This window comes from Proteus sp. NMG38-2 (assembly GCF_020640995.1).
GTDB lineage: Bacteria > Pseudomonadota > Gammaproteobacteria > Enterobacterales > Enterobacteriaceae > Proteus.
The window spans coordinates 1,033,163-1,051,920 of sequence record NZ_CP085481.1 but is presented as its reverse complement, the minus strand read 5'-3'; the positions used below and the strand labels follow the sequence as shown (position 1 = coordinate 1,051,920).

Here is an 18,758-nt window from a genome sequence, read left to right as displayed (position 1 = left end):
AAATCTAGTTAGAGGAGGTTTATTGTTACCTCTACTTAGCCAACGAATACATAAGTAGGGATAAGATAGAATTTCTTCTGTCAGAAGTAAAACCCCCGATAAACTTATTCGTGTTGACATTGTAAATCGTCTAGTTTTTTTCTGAAAGTGGGATTGTTATCTGAGAATGGGACTTTTCTCTATTTAAGAGAGATTATTCTAAGAAATGTAAGTAGTTTAAAGTATTTTCATTTTGTAATTATTAAAAACTATTTGTTATTATTAGTTTTTTATCTCATCACATAGTATATGTGTTTTTTTCTTAAATAATTTCTTTTTCTTATAGCAATCAATAATAAACACATAAGCATTATCACTTAAAACAAATAATAAACTCACGATAACTTGCTAAAATAAAAGTGTTTCTCAGTATAAAACCTATCTCATCACTAAATAATCTCTAAAATACTATCTAAATTAGATTCAAATATCTTGAAGGTATTTATCACTATATGTCAATTATTTACTATCTGGTTCAACCAGATGGTAGTAGTGATTCTTATTTAGATTTGTAATTTATGAGAATATATCATCAAAACTTCACTATATAAACTTTCATACAACTATAAAAAATAGTTAGTAAAAAATATCGTTATATCAAATAAAATAGTGTTAAAGGCTGATTTTGATGGATAGAAAATAGAATAAACTCGATATAAACCCTAAATTGGATAAATAATACTGCATACAACAAAAAGGAAGCTTTTTTAGAGCTTCCTTTTTTAAGTGAGTTAAATCACATTAATTGACTAACCATTTATCATTATAATGATAATAAATTGTCTAAATATGGAATCAGTTAGTGGTTTTATCACAAGCTAAGAGAGATTATTCTTCCGCCTCTCCGAGATCGGCCGCATCACCTTCATTCGTGAAATCAGCTGCACTTGTAAACTCACCTGCGTGGTTTAATAACATTTCACGTAGTTTGGTATTTAAATCATCGTACATTTCTGAATGCTCTTTTAGGTAAGTTGTTGCATTGGCTTTACCTTGACCAATCTTCTCACCATTATAGCTGTACCATGCACCCGCTTTCTCTACCAATTTATGTTTAACACCTAAATCAATCAGTTCACCAAAGGTATTGATGCCTTCGCCATACATAATTTGGAATTCAGCTTGTTTAAATGGTGCTGCAATTTTATTTTTCACCACTTTAACGCGTGTTTCACTACCCACAACTTCATCACCGGTTTTAACAGAACCGATACGACGAATATCTAAACGAACAGATGCGTAGAACTTAAGCGCATTACCACCAGTTGTGGTTTCTGGGTTACCAAACATAACACCAATTTTCATACGAATTTGGTTGATGAAAATAAGTAATGTATTTGAGTTTTTCAGGTTACCCGCTAATTTACGCATAGCTTGGCTCATCATACGAGCAGCAAGACCAACGTGAGAATCACCGATTTCACCTTCAATTTCAGCTTTTGGCGTTAACGCAGCAACGGAGTCAACAACGATAACATCAACAGCACCAGAGCGAGATAATGCATCACAAATTTCTAAGGCTTGCTCACCGGTATCAGGCTGAGAACACAGCAGATTATCAATATCTACGCCTAATTTTTTTGCATAAATTGGATCTAATGCGTGTTCAGCATCGATAAACGCACATATTTTACCTTCACGTTGAGCTGAAGCGATAACTTGTAGTGTTAAAGTTGTTTTACCTGAAGATTCTGGGCCATAGATTTCAACAATGCGACCACGTGGTAAACCACCAGCACCTAAAGCAACGTCTAATGATAAAGAACCTGTAGAGATGGTTTCAACGTTCATGGAACGATCTTCGCCCAGACGCATGATAGACCCTTTACCAAATTGCTTTTCAATTTGACCAAGTGCTGCGGCCAATGCTTTTTGTTTGTTTTCATCAATAGCCATGTTATCTCCCTCTGGGCAGTGAAGCATAAGGATGGGTCACTACCATTAAAACGTGTATGATTTTGCTTGTTGAAATTTATTATACTGTATAATCATACAGTATCAAGTTAATTATTTATAATTTCTCTAAGTATTGATTTTAAAGAAAAAATAACAGATTCCGCTCTTACTTGCTCTCGTGAACCACTGAATATACAGTGTTTTGCTGTTACCTGAACACCAGTTGTTGTTTTAACAGCAAAGCCAAACCAAACTAACCCCACTGGTTTTTCTTTACTGCCTCCACCAGGGCCAGCAATACCGCTAACTGAAATAGCAAAATCTGCATTTGCAGCGCTAAGTGCGCCTTTCGCCATTTGAAGAACAACTTCTTCGCTAACAGCGCCGTATTTAATCAAGGTTTGTTCATCAACGCCTATCATTTCATGCTTTGCTTCGTTACTGTAGGTCACAAAGCCACGATGATAATAATCAGAACTTCCTGCAATATCCGTGATGATTTTTGCAATCCATCCACCAGTGCAAGACTCTGCCGTTGTTATTGTGCTCTTCTTTTCAATTAACGCTTTACCCACCTCAATACTTAGGCGAGTCATTTCATCGTAATTTATCATTAAGGTTCATCTAACCTCTATTCTAAACTTTACTGTTTAAGATTTCTTTCTGGTGCAATCCCATAACCATAGACCACCAATTGCGAGTGCAAAGATGGCACCAAAACCAATTCCGATGGCAACAACAGAAATACCAATACTAGTGACTAGTGAGAACAAGCCTAACATTAATAGCATCGCTGTATTTTCACCTAAGTTTTGTACTGCGATAGCATTACCAGCTCCCACACTGTGTTTGCCTTTATCTTGTAATAGCGCATTTAATGGCACCACAAAGAAGCCACCAAAAACACCAATAACGATAAGAATTAAATAGGATGGAATAATTGAGGTTTGCAGTGAAAAATAAACTACCCCAAGACCAATTAAAATGCCCGCTGGCATACAGCGACGTACTGTTTTCAGTGTCACAAATTTAGCGGCTAATCCAGCCCCTACAACAATGCCAATAGCCACCATTGCATTTAATATCGTTGGAGTGGTGTTGTCAGTCATGCCCAATGCAATAGGCACCCATTGAACAAGCAGAAAACGCAAAGTTACCCCAGCGCCCCAAAACATACTTGTTCCTACTAAAGAAAAGCGACTTTCCTTATCTGCCCATAAAGTACGTGTTGCCTCGATAAATTGAGCGAACATTTTTTTTATGTTCCAACCCCGACCTATTTGAGCAGCAGATAATTTAGGTATGCCAAAGTTAACAAAAACTGCCAAAGCGTACATTGCAGCACAGACACCTAATGCAAAAACAATACTCCAATCAGAGAGTAAACCACCAATTACTGAACCTAATAAAATAGCCGCTATGGTTGATGCTTCCATTAAACCATTTGCTTTTACTAAGCGTTCACCATCAGTTAATTCTCCTAAAATACCATATTTGGCTGGTGAATAAACTGCAGCACCAATCCCAACTAAGGCGTAACCTAAGAAGGGATCAGAGCCAACACAAATGAGAAAAGCACCCACGAATTTTAAGATATTACCACTGAGCATAACCCTACCTTTAGGGTTACGATCAGCAACTTGCCCAACAAAAGGTGCTAAGAGAATAAAAGCCAGCACAAAGACCATTTGTAAAACAGGTTGGCTCCATTCAGGGTAAAGAGCCGATTTAAACTGGGCTAAAATGGCAAAAAGTAGTGCGTTATCAGCAAAAGCAGAAAGAAATTGCGATAACAATACTGCTTTCATTCCCCGACTCATTAATGGAGGCTGGCTAATATTCTCTGACATTAGTTATTTTCCTGTTCAGCTAGTTTTTTCAATGAGACAAAATCCGTTTTCCCACTCCCAAGAACAGGAATTTCTTTGATAAAACGAATATCCTTCGGTACGGCTATTTCAGCAACACCTTCAGCTTTAGCCAATGTTGATAACGCGCTACGATCCAATTGCTTATCGGTTGTAAATAGTACCAATGATTCACCTCTACGTTTATCACTGATTGTCACAACAGCATGCTCGCCAGTGGATGCTTTACGTGCAAGCTGCTCGACACCTTCAAGAGAGACCATCTCGCCAGCAATTTTAGCAAAACGTTTTACCCGTCCTTTAATAGTGCAAAAGCCTTCACTATCGATAGCAACAATATCACCAGTATCGTACCAACCTTCTTCGTCAATACCGTCCGCATTTGTAGCTACAGGGATTTCTAGTTTTTCTGGTGATTCAACACGTAGATACCCCATCATTACATTCGGGCCACGTAATTGTAATCGTCCCCCTTCCGCGATCCCATTCATTGGGATAAGTCGGCTTTCCATACCCGGTAATAAACGACCTACAGTATGTGTTTTAGCGCTCATAGGTACGTTAATTGACACAACAGGCGCACACTCGGTAACACCATAACCTTCTAATATGCGGATACCGAACTTTTCTTGCCATAAAATACGGGTTGATTCTGATAGTTTTTCAGCACCAGCAACCACATACCTAACCCTGGCAAAATCGTAAGGATGAGCAAACTTTCCGTAATTACCTAGAAAGGTTGATGTACCAAATAACACCGTACAATTTTGGTCATACACTAATTCAGGCACAACACGATAGTGTAATGGACTTGGATAAAGAAAAACACGAGCACCCAAGCAAATCGGCGTTAATAGACAAGCAGTTAGGCCGAATGCATGGAATAACGGTAATGCTGACATAAATTTATCTTTAGGTGAAAAGTCAGCAATAGCACGAATTTGATCTACGTTAGCCAGTAAACTCGAATGACTATGAACAACACCTTTAGGTGTACCTTCAGATCCTGACGTAAATAGAATAACCGCAGCATCAGTCGATTTTTGCGGTAACATCGCTTTATGTGGCGTAATAAGGTGTTTGAGGACCCAACGCTTATCTTCACTCGTCACACTATCTTTGAGATCTTCAAGGTAAATCCAATTCGCTTCTGGGGTTTGTTCAGGAATATGTAATAAATTCCCTTTTTCTAAAAATTGGCGTGATGTAAAAATGGTTTTGATTGAAGCTGCTTTCATCGCATTTTGTACACCTAAGCTACCCGCAGTGTAGTTAAGCATAGCAACAACACGTTGACGCATTGTTGCACCTAATAATGCAGCTGCTGTTACTGTTGTATTTGGAAGTAACAAGCCAATGCGTTCATTAGGCTCTGTGTAGCGTTCAATTAGTCGGCTGATCCCTAATGTTTTTTTCAGCAATCCTTGGTAAGAATCTTCTTTTAGATTGATATCTGAAATTAACGGGCTAAATCGACCATATTGAGACATAGCCTGTAAAAATGCCTCATACAGTGTAATTTTAGGGCGTGTATCCATGATGGCATTCATCATGATATCACGCATTGCTTCCCCAGCTAATCGACGACGCTCAGCTGATTTTTCTGCTTTTGGCATCGGTAAATCAACGGCTGGAAGTACCTTGATTGTGATTTTAGGAAAGAAATGAGATTTCACACGCAGACTTTTGCGTACTCGTGAAAAGTAGCTAAATTCAGCACCTTCAATCCTAACAGGAACAACTTTAGCGCCTGATTTAGCAGCAATAAAAGCAGCCCCTTCATAAATCTTCATTAATCCATTCGTTACTGTGATCCTTCCTTCTGGAAAAATCACCACAGGACGACCTTTATCGACTTCTTTTACTAATTGACGCACCGCCATTGGGTTTGCGGGATCTAAAGGCACAATATCAGCATAACGACCTAACCATCTTGTCGTTTTTGCAGAAGCCACAGAGGTATAAACAGCAAACACAGGATTAATAGGTAGGAATAAACGTAATAATATACCATCAATAAAAGAAGTATGATTTGGTGTAATTATACATTTTTCATATTGGGAAAACTGATTAACAAGTCCTTCAATTCTTATTCTAAATAAGAATTTAAATAGTGTTTTAAAAAACGCTATTAACATCATATCCATATCTCATTTTGCTATAATTAGCCTTACTATAAATAGGATGTGATGAAAATAAAATAGATGGCCTCTGTTTTGTCCTTTATATCAGACGACTTCCTAATTATTTGGCAAGTTTTGCGAGAATTACTGCAATAATTTCATTAATAGATAATCCAGCATCAACAATAATATCTGCGCATTGCATGTATAAAGGTTCACGCTTAATTAAAACATCATGCATTTCTGAAACTAAGTTTTTTCCTGTCAAACTAGGTCTTTGTGCTTCATTCGGATCTTGGGATAAACGTTCAACTAATGTCTCAAGCGAGGCCTGTAAATAAATTGTAACACCTGAGGTTTTCATATAAGCACGATTTTTATCTGCTAAAACCATCCCCCCACCAGTTGAAATAACTTGGTTAGGTTGGCTTACTTGAACAAGAGCGTCTGACTCAATTTGACGAAAGAAATCCCAACCCTTATCTTCCACCATAGAAGATATAGTTTGTTGATATTTTTGGGTTATCCAATAATCCGTATCAATAAATCTATAATTTAAAGAGAGAGAAAGTGCTTTACCTACTGTTGTTTTCCCTGCACCTCGAGGTCCGATAAGGTAAATTGTACTTTCCATAAAATGCACTATCTCCATAGTGTGTCCCCATTAGGGTGTAATTAAAAATTTACATTCTGTAAAGTGTAAACATCATACCTGATGTAACAAAAAAATAAAGCCACACTTTAGAAAAGTATGGCTTATTTAATATTCTCAATAATTAGCGACGAATTGTATTATCACCGTAACCAATCCATTTGTAGGTCGTTAAGGCATCTAATCCCATTGGGCCTCTGGCATGTAATTTCTGCGTACTAACAGCAACTTCTGCACCTAGGCCGAATTGTCCGCCATCAGTAAAGCGTGTACTTGCATTGACATACACTGCGGCAGAATCAACTTGACGAACAAAACGGTCAGCATTAGAAATAGATTGCGTTAAAATAGCATCCGAATGCGCTGTGCCATAACGGCGAATATGGCTAATAGCTTCAGTTAAGCCACCCACCACTTCTACATTTAGATCAAGTGATAACCATTCATCACAATAATCTGCATCTTTTACATCAACAACAGTTGCTCCACCTTTTTTCAGCCCAGCTAATGCTTTTTCACTTGAGTGCAAAGTGACCTTTTGAGCAGCCATGGCATTACTTAGCTGTGGTAAAAATACATCAGCAATGTTTTCATGTACTAAGAGTGTTTCTAACGAATTACATGCGCTTGGCCGTTGTACTTTAGCATTAACAATAACGGTTAATGCTTTTTCTAAATCGGCACTTTCATCAACAAATGTATGGCAAACACCAATCCCACCAGTGATAACAGGGATCGTTGATTGTTCACGACATAATTTATGTAATCCAGCTCCGCCACGAGGAATAAGCATATCAATATACTCATCCATTTTTAGCATTTTAGCGACTAACTCACGATCAGGTTTATCAATCGCCTGAATTGCCCCCGCAGGAATACCACATTTTTCTAAAGCTTGTTGAATAACGGCAACCACGGCTTGATTGGTATGGTGTGTCTCTTTTCCACCACGAAGAATGGCTGCATTGCCCGTTTTTAAACATAATGAAGCAACATCAATCGTGACATTAGGGCGAGCTTCATAAATAACGCCAACAACACCTAGTGGCACACGGCGACGTTCTAAACGTAAACCGCTGTCTAACATACGGCCATCAATAACTTGTCCCACTGGATCTTCTAAGCGACATACTTGTCGAACATCATCAGCAATAGCTTTTAAACGTTCAGAAGTCAGTAATAAACGGTCAAGCATAGCAGCATTAATATTGGCTTCACGAGCCACTTGCATATCTTTTTCATTGGCTGCAAGAATTGAAGCTTCTTGTTGCTCTAATAAATCAGCCATAACCAGTAATGCCTGATTTTTTTGCTCTGTCGATAATTGAGCTAAATGCCAAGATGCTTCTCTTGCTGATTTACCCATTTGTTCTAACATCGAAGGCTCCTTAGCTAACAATCATATCGTCACGGTGCACAGCAACACTGCCATACTCGTAACCTAAAATTTGACTAATTTCTTGTGAATGATGTCCTGCAATTAAACGCAGTGCATCACTATTATAATGGGCAACACCATGAGCGAGATCTTTACCCTGTAAACTTTGAATGCGAATAACACATCCACGAGAAAAATCGCCTTTTATCTCTTTAATGCCTTTAGGTAAGAGCGAGCTACCTTTTTCTTTAATTGCTTTTTCAGCCCCTTCATCAACAATAATCACTCCCGCAATTGGTGCACCAAAAATCCATCTTTTACGTGCTTCAAGTGGGCTTTCTAATCCGTGGAATAACGTTCCTACAGGTTCATTATTGATAACTTTAGCAATAACTTCAGGTTGTACACCGGCGGCAATGACAACATCAATACCTGCGCGCCCAGCAACAGTAGCTGCTTGTAATTTTGTTGCCATGCCCCCCGTACCTAAGCCAGATACGCTATCGCCCGCCATTTCACGTAATTCATCATTGATATCAAAGACTTCTGGGATAAGTTTTGCTTCAGGATTACTACGAGGATCAGCCGTATACAGTCCTTCAATATCAGTCAATAATAACAGTTTGTCAGCACTTCCTAAAATAGCGGCTAATGCAGACAGGTTATCGTTATCGCCTACTTTAATTTCTGCGGTTGCAACGGCATCGTTTTCATTAATAACGGGAATAATGCGATTATCTAATAAAGCATGTAATGTATCGCGTGCATTCAGGAAGCGTTCTCTATCTTCAATATCCGCTCGAGTTAACAACATCTGACCAATATGAATACCATAGATGGCAAATAATTGTTTCCATACTTGAATTAATGCGCTTTGGCCTACCGCGGCAAGCAACTGCTTAGAAGCAATAGTTGCGGGTAAATCAGGATAATTCAAATATTCACGCCCTGCTGCAATTGCACCAGAAGTAACAATAATAATCCGGTGACCTTTTTCGTGTTGTTTAGCGCATTGGCGAACCAGCTCAACAATATGAGACTGATCCAGACGTCGTGAACCACCAGTAAGTACACTTGTCCCTAATTTAACAACCAGTGTTTGGCTGCTACTCATAACATTTACCATTCTTGTTGATTATTTAAAAAGATAATACACAGTTTTATCAGGAGAGAAGCGTTATGCCAACCGACATAACGCAAAATCTATGAAAAGTTGCCCTAACACAAAATTAGGGCTGAATGGGAAGCGGAAATTTGTTCATTTTTTCATCTGGCATAAGTGTCATATCTAATTCACTCGCTGCCGTTTTAAGAAATTGATGAAAACGGATCAGTGTTTCATTGATTGATTCAGTAACATCATTTTTACTTATATTCTGATGTATCCAATCACCATTTTTATCGAATAGCCCAATCTGATAATGATAAATGAGCTGTTCATTGTTGCGTTCTAATTCCATCCACCAGCCCCAAAACTCACGTTTTTCTGGTACGACTTTCTTATTTACACAAACAGCTAAACAGTCAAAAAAGAACTGGTTCTCTTGGCATTGTTGCTCTCGGATATAAGGGCCGATTTGAGCAAAACGCTTTAATAACTTACCTCGGGTAGGGTTCAAAGATGAAGTCATAAATTCAGTCTCCTTAGAAACTCTACTGTTATATAATCTAATGTAATTAGCAAGTTATTGTTCATGATTAATTATATTAATTTGTCATAGATCCAATCAGCACTTTTTTGTAACGCTAGCTCTAAGCCTTCATAAAGCGGTTTTTCATTGATTGCTAAGATATCGCCATCCATAGAAGAACGAGCAATTAACTGAGAATCCTCTTTAGGGCTCATTTCATCACCTTTCCAGTAAACCCCCATCATAGGAACTGGAATTCGTCGTCCAATCAGCCCCTGTTTTTTCAGTGAATAACTGCTTAATGATAATCGAAGATTATTTTCATCAATATTCCATAAACCTAAGCGACTCGCTAATACATCAAGATACATCACAGGAATTTTTTTCTGTAGCTCAGATTGCGTGAAGAATGTATGAATTAAAGGCCCTAAGGCAACAACACCTTTAATTAATTTAGGGTAAATATAAGCTAAACGTACAGCAATATTTCCCCCAAAACGAAAGCCCATTACGCCCACACGAGTATGATCAACCCAAGGCACTTCAGAAAGTTGCTTGAGGACTTCGCCTTGTAACTGGCAGGTATCTTCAGTCAATTTTTGTTTTACTGAATAACCGATTGAAGGCATATCTAGCGTTAACATTGCAATGCCTTTCGGTGATAAATAATCCCTGAAGAAGCTGACATAATCGCTTTGAAGCCCATCTAACCCACCGCAAAATAATACTGTGGGATATGGGCCTCTACAATCTTTAGGTAAATGCAGAAAACCAGTTGTAGTTCCCTTTCCTTCTAATTTAAATGTGAGTTTTTTCACCTCAAAAGAGGAAAATTTTGTCGCATTCTCAAATGCTTTCATCGACAAAGTAACGGCTTGATCTGCTAAAAAATCACCATTAATAAAAGGATAGGCAGCAATACTATACAGATGTGCCGCCCGCAGCCAACAATCAGCGGCCGCATCTCCTGACTCATTTCTCAATGCTTTTTGTTGCCAAATCATAGCTTGATGTGACCATTCATATGACCAGCCACCTTTACGGTAACCCACAACGGTATCAATAAATTTATCATCACTACGAGGGGCATCATGTACAGCAATTCGGCTCAAAACTTCTTCTATCTCGATAGGTGAAATACCACGCCAAATCCACAGTAAACGCTGAATAGTACGATACCAATTTTGCTGACTTGTACCATTAAGCACAGTATATGTATTAATATTCGATTTTGGATGAGTGTACTGAATTAGTGTTGAGGTTTCAGCGTGTTTTGCTCTAGGTTTAAATAGAGTTTCAGAAAGGTTTGTATTATTTGCCATATCACTCTTCAAATCAGTCGATATCGAATAAAAGGGGCTAAAAAGTCTGGCTTTATCATAGCATGAAATCAACATGAACGGTGTGTATCACCACAAGTGATAGCACGAAGGTATAACGCAAAGGAAGAATAAAAGCATAAAAACAAAAATCCCCGCCAAGGCGAGGATCTCAATTAAAACAGCCAAATAAATGCTATCAAATTATTTTTGATCGCAAACTGGCGGAATAAAGGCAACACCCATATCCCAAGGCTGTTCAATCCAAGTATTTTGTGGAATATCAACTACAAAATCATCCACTAATGGGCGCCCTTCTGGTTTTGCGAAAATAGTCACAAAGTGAGCTTTTGGATACATGTCACGGATAACTTTAGCAGTACCACCAGTATCAACTAAATCGTCAACAACGATAAAGCCTTCACCATCACCTTCTGCTTTTTTTAAGATTTTGAGGTCACGCTGATGATCATGGTCATAGCTAGAAATGCAGACTGTATCCACATGACGGATACCTAATTCACGAGCAAGTAATGCAGCGGGAACTAATCCCCCACGGCTGACAGCAATAATGCCTGTCCATTGTTCGACTGGTAGTAAACGTTGCGCCAATTGACGGGCATGTATTTGCAACATATCCCACGTTACAACATATTTTTCGCTCATAATATTGTGATCCTAGCTACTTGAATGCGAGAGAAGCTTTTTTGCGGAAAAAAAGGTTGCGCGAGATTATAGTGATTTGAGCACCTAAAAACCAGAGAAAACATGCAAAGAGATGAGATTATCCTCATTTTTTTCTGTATTTTCTTTTTATGATTAAAAAATGAACCATATAAAAAAATGAATACAAATAGAGATCTACTTTCTTAGATAGAGATGTGAATAGAATGACGCATTCATCAGAAGAAAGTGATATTCTCAATTATATTGGCGTATAACGCTCAGAATAATAAAGCTAACCCTTAAAAAAGCGGTAGGCTATTAATAACACAGATGCTGTTAGAGGAGATCCATCGTGTCTGAACTATCTACTCTATCCCCACAACCACTATGGGATATTTTCGCAAAAATTTGTTCGATTCCACATCCATCACATCATGAAGAAGCCTTAGCTTCCCACATTCTTTCATGGGCAAGTGAAAAAGGTCTTTTCGCGCAACGCGATGCTGTCGGCAATATTTTAATTCGCAAGCCAGCAACTAAAGGCATGGAAGATCGTAAAACAGTTGTTTTACAAGCACACTTAGATATGGTGCCACAAAAAAATAACGACACGGTTCACGATTTCACTAAAGATCCTATCCAACCTTATGTTGACGGAGAATGGATCAAAGCAAAAGGCACAACATTAGGTGCTGATAACGGTGTTGGTATGGCGTCTGCATTAGCGGTTTTAGCTGATGACACCGTAAAACATGGCCCATTAGAAGTTCTATTAACCATGACTGAAGAAACAGGCATGGACGGTGCTTTTGGTTTACAACCAGGTTGGTTACAAGCTGATATTCTTATCAACACAGACTCTGAAGAAGAAGGTGAAATCTACATGGGTTGTGCGGGTGGTATTGATGTTAAAACCACAGTAAGCCTATCCTATGAAGCAATTCCTACAGGTCATGTTGTTAAGCAACTAGTACTAAAAGGATTAAATGGTGGTCACTCAGGTGGTGATATCCATTTAGGTTTAGGTAATGCAAATAAATTATTAGCACGTTTCTTAGCTGGCCATGCAAAAGAATTATCACTGAAATTAATTGATTTCCATGGTGGTACACTGCGTAATGCAATTCCTCGTGAAGCAAATATCGTATTTGCAATTCCAGCAGATAAAGTAAGCCAACTAGAAACAGTAAAAGCGAAATTTGAAGCATTATTAAAAAGCGAATTAGCCATTGCTGAAAAAAATCTGAAAATTGAGTTACTTGATACAACAACAGATAAGAAAGTATTTGAGGCAGACTGCCAAGAACGCTTAATCAACCTACTTAATGCAATGCCAAATGGCGTTATTCGTATGAGTGATGATGTTGAAGGTGTTGTTGAAACATCATTAAACGTTGGTGTTGTTAGCATTGTTGACGATAAAGTGGAAATACTTTGCCTAATCCGCTCTCTGATTGATAGCGGAAAAACTTATGTTGTCAGTATGCTGACTGCATTAGCAAAACTAGCTAAAGCTGATATCGAAACAAAAGGCGGTTACCCTGGTTGGAAACCTGATGCTGACTCACCTGTTATGCATTTAGTTCGTGATACCTATCAACAACTGTTTGATAAAGTGCCAAACATCATGGTAATCCACGCAGGTCTTGAATGTGGTCTGTTCAAAAAACCTTATCCAGATATGGATATGGTTTCTATTGGACCAACAATCCGTGGTGCTCACTCACCAGATGAACGTGTTCATATTAAAAGTGTTGGTCAATACTGGCAGTTATTAACAGCAATTTTAAAAGCTATCCCTGCTAAATAATCTTGCTTTAAACATCATAATGAAACCCGCTTAATTGGCGGGTTTTTTGTTACTAACGCTACCATAAAGAAATAATTTATCCCTCTATATACGCTCTATTTCTCTTAAGTATCATAATTTATTCCTTACAGAACAAATACCAACCCACCTTATTCCATTTTGGAATAAACAAATAATCTTAATAAAAATAATTTATAGAATGCTAATTATTATCATTAGCATTAATATTTATTGGGTGATATTTTCATGCTTTCCGCATTTAAAGTTAAAAAATAAAAATTCAAAGGGTCCTATTGTGTCTAACAAAAATTGCGTTGCTAGCGTCATTCTCGCCTTACCTTTAAGTTTACTCTCTATTCAAATTCATGCGGCAGTTAATCAAAATACATCTGAAAAGATAATTGTCACCGCGGCTCCATCACAAGATCCACAATCTCCTGTTTCAGGCTTTATTGCCACAAAAACACTATCAACAAATAAAACACCAACTGAAATTGAAAAAACACCACAATCTATTACGGTAATTACTCGTGATCAGATGGATGCTCAAGATGTCAGTTCCGTTTCTCAAGCGCTACGTTATACACCCGGCGTGTTCACCGAATATCGAGGAAGTTCTAATCGTAATGACGAGGTTTTTATTCGTGGATACAGTTATGCACCTCGTTTTTTAGATGGTTTAAGCTATGGTATGGGAGCTTCATCATCAACAGGGGCACTTGACCCATGGTTATTAGAGCGCGTTGAAGTTGTTAGAGGACCAGCATCTGTGCTTTATGGCCAAGTAAATCCAGGTGGCCTTGTTGCAATGACAAGTAAAAGACCCACTGCAACGCCTATTCGCCACATTCAAGTGCGAGCTGGTAATGATAAATTGGCAGAAACTGCATTCGACTTTTCAGGTGTATTAAGTGATGACAATCGTATTCTTTATCGCCTAAATGGTATTGCCAAAACACAACATACTCAAATAAAAAACTATAAAGAAGAGCGTTTTGCCCTCGCTCCCGCTATTACTTTTTTACCTAATGAACAAACACGTTTAACGTTATTAAGCTTTATTCAGCAAGAGCCTGAGGCTGGTTATCGTAACTTTTTACCCGCTTATGGTACGGTGAAAAAAACACCTGAAGGCACTATTCCTTTTGATTTTGACGTAAACAACCCTGATTATCACCAATCGTGGCGTCAACAATATGGCGTAGGCTATGAATTTGAACATGAATTTAGTGACTCACTCAAAATAGTACAAAATGCTCGTTATAGTCATATTAATCAAAAATATAAATACCTTGTTTTCGGCTCATTAAGAAAAGACAATCCTTATGTGCTTGAACGTAGAGCCCAGCAAGAACAACGTGAAACAGATACTTTAGGAATAGATACACGTTTACAAGCTGATTTTACTACTGCAAAACTTAATCATACAGTGATTGCAGGTATTGATTATCAGTGGAGCAAAGATCAAGACAATTTACGTCGGGCTACGGGCTCAGAGTACGATCTGGATTGGCGTGATCCTAATTATAATCATCCGATTAATATGAGCTTACAAAAACCTGCAACAGATCAGTTGCAAAAACGCGATCAAATCGGGTTGTATCTACAAGATCAGATCCAATGGAAAAATTGGATATTACTTGCAGGTTTACGCCAAGACTGGGCGCAAGTACGAACTCATGATTTCTTAGCAACCACATATGATCAGCAAGATGATAATAAACTAACGGGTCGTGCTGGTCTTTTATATGCTTTTGATAATGGTATTTCACCTTATATAAGTTACAGCACCTCTTTTGAGCCTAATTTACAAACCCGTAGAGCACCAGGTAGTGCGCCATTTGAGCCAAGCGAAGGACGTCAATTAGAAGCGGGTATTAAATACCTCACACCAAATCAGCAAACATTAGCAACGCTCTCTATTTATCAGTTACAACAACGTAATGTTACTAACTATAATGCCGAGAAAGCCTATTTTGAGCCTGTTGGTGAGATTAGAAGCCGTGGTATTGAAGCACAAATTAATAGCCAATTAACTGAAAATATTTCCTTCATTAGTAGCTATGCTTACACCGATACAGAGGTCAGAAAAACCATTATTGCAGGAACACAAGGAAAAGAGTTACCTAGAGTTCCTAAGCATATGGCATCATTTTGGGGTCAATATGATGAAACCTCAGGGTTATTTAATGGGGCTAAAGCGGGCTTTGGTGTGAGATATGTAGGTGTATCTCAAGGTGATACTAAAAATACAATCAGTGTTCCTGCGGTAACCTTATATGATGCAATGATTGGTTATTCATTAGGTGAGTTATCACCTTCTTTAAAAGGTGCTGAAATTCAGCTTAATATGAATAATATTGCGAACAAACATTATGTTGCATCTTGTGCTGGTGATACCGCATGCTTTTATGGGATAGGTAGAACAATGACAGCAACGATGAATTATCGCTGGTAAGATCATATAGAATAAATTAACTACATTGACCATAGCCAATCTATTGATCGGCTATGGTTTTTAATTCTTATAGCGCCAAAAGAAGTTGCCGTTCTATTTGTGGATCTTGCAAGGTGACATGAAATCCGATTAATCGGACACCTCGGCCATTTCGGCGTTCATGCCATGCTTGATAAGCGATATTTATTAAATCAGCTTTTTCTAAAATAGGATGAGTATGCTCTTGCGTCGTTAACTGAAAATCATCAAATTTTAACTTAACGCCTTGCCTTGCGATCCTTAGATCGGGTTTAACCTTTGTGAGTCGTTTTTCTAATTCGTTATACAATCCATCTAATAATGCTAAGCAGTCATCCCATGAATTAATATCGTGGGCAAACGTCCGTTCAACACCTACCGATTTTCTAAGTCTATCAGGGTTAATTTCTCGCTCATCAATACCATGGCTACGCTCCCAAAGGTTTTGTCCAAATTTTCCTAATGCTTTTACTAAAGAAATAACATCTGTACGACGAATATCAGCACAAGTTTCTAGCCCCATTTCTTGCAAACGAGCAAATGTTACCTTACCTACTCCTGGTATTTTATTAAGCGGTAATTTCAGAATAAAATCATCAACTTGCTCAGGAGTAATAACAAATTGCCCGTTAGGCTTATTAATATCAGAAGCAATTTTTGCCAGAAATTTTATTGGTGCAATGCCTGCGGATGCAGTGAGATTTAATTCATCAAAAATTTGTTGGCGAATTTCTTGAGCCATCAGCGTTGCAGAGCCATGGCAATGCTTACTTTCAGAGACATCAAGATAAGCTTCATCAAGTGAAAGAGGTTCAATAAGGTGAGTATATCGAGAAAATATCTGCCTGATCTTCGCTGAAGTTTCTTTATACAGAGCCATTCTGCCAGGCAATACTTTTAAATGAGGACACAGCTTCAATGCTGTCGCGGTTGACATTGCACTACGGACACCAAAACGACGTGCAGGATAATTTGCAGTACAGACAACACCTCGGCTAGAGGCATTTCCACCAACCGCAATTGGGATCTCTTTTAGTGCTGGATTATCACGCATTTCAATCGCAGCATAAAAACAATCCATATCAACATGAATAATTTTACGCATACAATTTCCTCATTTACATTACTGTTTAAATATACAGTAAATAAATATTAACTACAATTTTTATTCACTCTTAGCTCCCTCTAACGAGGTGTATTTCTCATAAAAATCTGAATTAGTCTGTTTATTTATAGAATTGTCACAAAGTGATGTTAGATTATTTTTGCTTGTTGATTAATTACATTCACCTTAATAATTGTTTTGTAACTACATATAAAACAAGGAAATAATTTTTCATGATCAAATTATTCATTGCTATTTCTCTCTTTTTTTATTCTGTAATTCTTATGGCATCCCCTAAAATTATCGCACATCGTGGTGGCACAGCTGATGCCCCAGAAAATACTGAAATTGCTATAAAAACAGCACTCTCTAATCAAGCTGATGCAATTTGGATCACTATTCAATTATCAAAAGATAACATTCCTGTACTTTACCGCCCTAGTGACTTAAAAAACCTAACTAATGGGCAAGGCATGATTTCTGAGTTTACTGCACAGGAACTTAAACAATGGGATGCTGGCTATAAATTCGCAGAAGCACAGCAATACCCTTACCGAAATAAAGGGATCACTATTCCTACCTTAGATGAAATCTTAACTCAATTTCCCACTACTCAATTTTATCTTGATTTAAAATCACCTGATGCTGATCCCATTATTCAAGGTGAAGCATTAGCTACAGTTCTCAGTAAGCATAATGCACTTGATAGAACCCGTATTTATTCCACTAATACCGCCTTTCTTGATGCACTCCCGACTAATGTAGAGCGTTTTGAAAGTCGTGATATTACCCGCGATATCCTCGCCAATATTACTATGAGCCACGTTTGCTTATTGCCTGAAAACTTAGATATTACTCGTTGGTATGGGCTTGAATTACATCGAAAAGTAGAAGTTGTTGAAAAATATACTTTAGGTGAAGCGCGATCAGTTTCCGTTCTGAGTTGGGATAAGGATGCAATGTCCTGTTTTCGTGCTGGTGGCAATGCCCATATTGTTCTTTTTGGTATCAACACCGAAAAAGATTATATTCAAGCTACAGAATTAGGTGCTGATGCCGTCATGGTTGACTCTCCAGCCAAAATGAAAGTATTTAGGAAAGAGTAAATAATTCTATTTAGGTTTTCACTTTTATATTCACTTTATTCTCTTCTACACTTAATAGTGTTATCCGATAGAAATAAGTAAGGAGGAATAAAATGTTAAACAATAAAATTTCTGGTGATTGGAATTTATTCAAAGGAAAAGTAAAAGAAAAATGGGGAAAGATCACCCATGATGAACTTGATATTATCGAAGGTACACGAGAGCAACTCATTGGTAAACTTCAAGAACATTATGACTATTCCTATGAAGAAGCCAAAAAAGAAGTTTTAGAATGGGAGGGGCAAAACCCTTATCCATGGAAGTGAATCTTTAACACAAGGATTCGCTTTTTATTATCCTACTTCTATTCTATTAAAAACTTTTTTTAGAATGCTTATATTTTTAGAATGAATGAAATAAAAAAGAGTGATGGTAATTAAAGCCATCACTCTTTTTTTATCTAAATATCTTTTTTACTATTAAAGAATTCGATTCTTTTTCAGTAACTCTTCTCGTGCGGACTCTTTTGCCATACGTTTTTTACGTGCGTCACAAGGTTCAGGGCAATCACACTCTTTTTCTATCCCCATAGCCCCTAAACCACCGCAACTGCCTTGAAGGCTTTTACGTTTTACAATATATCCTAACGCCATTCCAAAGAAGGCAATCAAGAATAAGATGAAGGCAAAAAGAAATATTTTTAACATAAC

At 37.8% G+C, this 18,758-nt stretch carries 16 protein-coding genes; 4 read left to right on the top strand and 12 right to left on the bottom strand.

Going from position 1 to position 18,758, the window contains the following annotated elements:
- Nucleotides 1–867: 867 nt before the first annotated feature.
- The 10 genes from recA to gpt all read right to left on the bottom strand — a co-directional run bounded on the left by recA (nucleotide 868) and on the right by gpt (nucleotide 11,572).
- Nucleotides 868–1,935: a recombinase RecA gene (recA, locus tag LG402_RS04940; protein ID WP_166540974.1), complete on the bottom strand. Its 1,068-nt coding sequence runs from the start codon at nucleotides 1,933–1,935 to the stop codon at nucleotides 868–870.
- A gap of 107 nt (nucleotides 1,936–2,042) precedes the next feature.
- Nucleotides 2,043–2,549, bottom strand: coding sequence for a nicotinamide-nucleotide amidase (gene pncC / locus LG402_RS04935; RefSeq protein WP_166540975.1), 507 nt, complete (start codon nucleotides 2,547–2,549; stop codon nucleotides 2,043–2,045).
- A 36-nt stretch (nucleotides 2,550–2,585) separates the two neighbouring features.
- Nucleotides 2,586–3,785, bottom strand: coding sequence for a lysophospholipid transporter LplT (gene lplT, locus LG402_RS04930; protein WP_166540976.1), 1,200 nt, complete (start codon nucleotides 3,783–3,785; stop codon nucleotides 2,586–2,588).
- The gene (aas, locus tag LG402_RS04925; RefSeq protein ID WP_166540977.1) at nucleotides 3,785–5,944 is read right to left on the bottom strand and encodes a bifunctional acyl-ACP--phospholipid O-acyltransferase/long-chain-fatty-acid--ACP ligase; all 2,160 of its coding nucleotides are present in this window, start codon (nucleotides 5,942–5,944) and stop codon (nucleotides 3,785–3,787) included. Before aas ends, lplT begins: the two co-directional genes overlap by 1 nt.
- 103 nt (nucleotides 5,945–6,047) lie before the next feature.
- Nucleotides 6,048–6,560, bottom strand: coding sequence for a shikimate kinase AroL (gene aroL, locus LG402_RS04920; protein WP_227336537.1), 513 nt, complete (start codon nucleotides 6,558–6,560; stop codon nucleotides 6,048–6,050).
- A gap of 142 nt (nucleotides 6,561–6,702) precedes the next feature.
- Nucleotides 6,703–7,956 (bottom strand): glutamate-5-semialdehyde dehydrogenase, encoded by a 1,254-nt coding sequence (locus tag LG402_RS04915; RefSeq protein ID WP_227336536.1) that lies wholly within the window; start codon nucleotides 7,954–7,956, stop codon nucleotides 6,703–6,705.
- Between the two features lie 10 nt (nucleotides 7,957–7,966).
- On the bottom strand, nucleotides 7,967–9,070 hold the full coding sequence (proB, locus tag LG402_RS04910; protein ID WP_072070889.1) for a glutamate 5-kinase: 1,104 nt from the start codon (nucleotides 9,068–9,070) through the stop codon (nucleotides 7,967–7,969).
- A 115-nt stretch (nucleotides 9,071–9,185) separates the two neighbouring features.
- Nucleotides 9,186–9,587: a sigma factor-binding protein Crl gene (gene crl, locus LG402_RS04905; RefSeq protein ID WP_109409457.1), complete on the bottom strand. Its 402-nt coding sequence runs from the start codon at nucleotides 9,585–9,587 to the stop codon at nucleotides 9,186–9,188.
- Between the two features lie 71 nt (nucleotides 9,588–9,658).
- Entirely contained in the window at nucleotides 9,659–10,909 is a 1,251-nt protein-coding gene (frsA, locus tag LG402_RS04900; protein ID WP_227336535.1) for an esterase FrsA, read from the bottom strand.
- A 201-nt stretch (nucleotides 10,910–11,110) separates the two neighbouring features.
- Nucleotides 11,111–11,572 carry a xanthine phosphoribosyltransferase gene (gpt, locus tag LG402_RS04895; protein ID WP_023580994.1) on the bottom strand — a complete coding sequence of 154 codons (462 nt, stop codon included), beginning with the start codon at nucleotides 11,570–11,572 and terminating at the stop codon, nucleotides 11,111–11,113.
- A gap of 352 nt (nucleotides 11,573–11,924) precedes the next feature.
- On the opposite strand from gpt, the gene pepD reads away from it, so the two are divergent.
- Together pepD and LG402_RS04885 are read left to right on the top strand one after the other, a co-directional pair.
- Nucleotides 11,925–13,382 (top strand): beta-Ala-His dipeptidase, encoded by a 1,458-nt coding sequence (gene pepD, locus LG402_RS04890; RefSeq protein ID WP_166540982.1) that lies wholly within the window; start codon nucleotides 11,925–11,927, stop codon nucleotides 13,380–13,382.
- A 295-nt stretch (nucleotides 13,383–13,677) separates the two neighbouring features.
- Complete coding sequence (locus tag LG402_RS04885; RefSeq protein ID WP_166540983.1) at nucleotides 13,678–15,840, top strand: TonB-dependent siderophore receptor; 2,163 nt, start codon at nucleotides 13,678–13,680, stop codon at nucleotides 15,838–15,840.
- A 67-nt stretch (nucleotides 15,841–15,907) separates the two neighbouring features.
- On the opposite strand, the gene dinB is transcribed toward LG402_RS04885, so the two are convergent.
- Complete coding sequence (gene dinB, locus LG402_RS04880) at nucleotides 15,908–16,963, bottom strand: DNA polymerase IV (protein WP_227336534.1); 1,056 nt, start codon at nucleotides 16,961–16,963, stop codon at nucleotides 15,908–15,910.
- Between the two features lie 233 nt (nucleotides 16,964–17,196).
- Here dinB and LG402_RS04875 point away from each other — a divergent pair, with 233 nt between their 5' ends.
- Entirely contained in the window at nucleotides 17,197–18,069 is an 873-nt protein-coding gene (locus LG402_RS04875; RefSeq protein ID WP_166540985.1) for a glycerophosphodiester phosphodiesterase family protein, read from the top strand.
- Between the two features lie 92 nt (nucleotides 18,070–18,161).
- A complete protein-coding gene (locus tag LG402_RS04870; RefSeq protein WP_072070896.1) occupies nucleotides 18,162–18,374 on the top strand; it encodes a CsbD family protein in 213 nt (70 codons plus the stop codon).
- 153 nt (nucleotides 18,375–18,527) lie between these two features.
- On the opposite strand, the gene nqrM is transcribed toward LG402_RS04870, so the two are convergent.
- Nucleotides 18,528–18,755 (bottom strand): (Na+)-NQR maturation NqrM, encoded by a 228-nt coding sequence (gene nqrM, locus LG402_RS04865; RefSeq protein ID WP_036932601.1) that lies wholly within the window; start codon nucleotides 18,753–18,755, stop codon nucleotides 18,528–18,530.
- Nucleotides 18,756–18,758 lie beyond the last annotated feature (3 nt).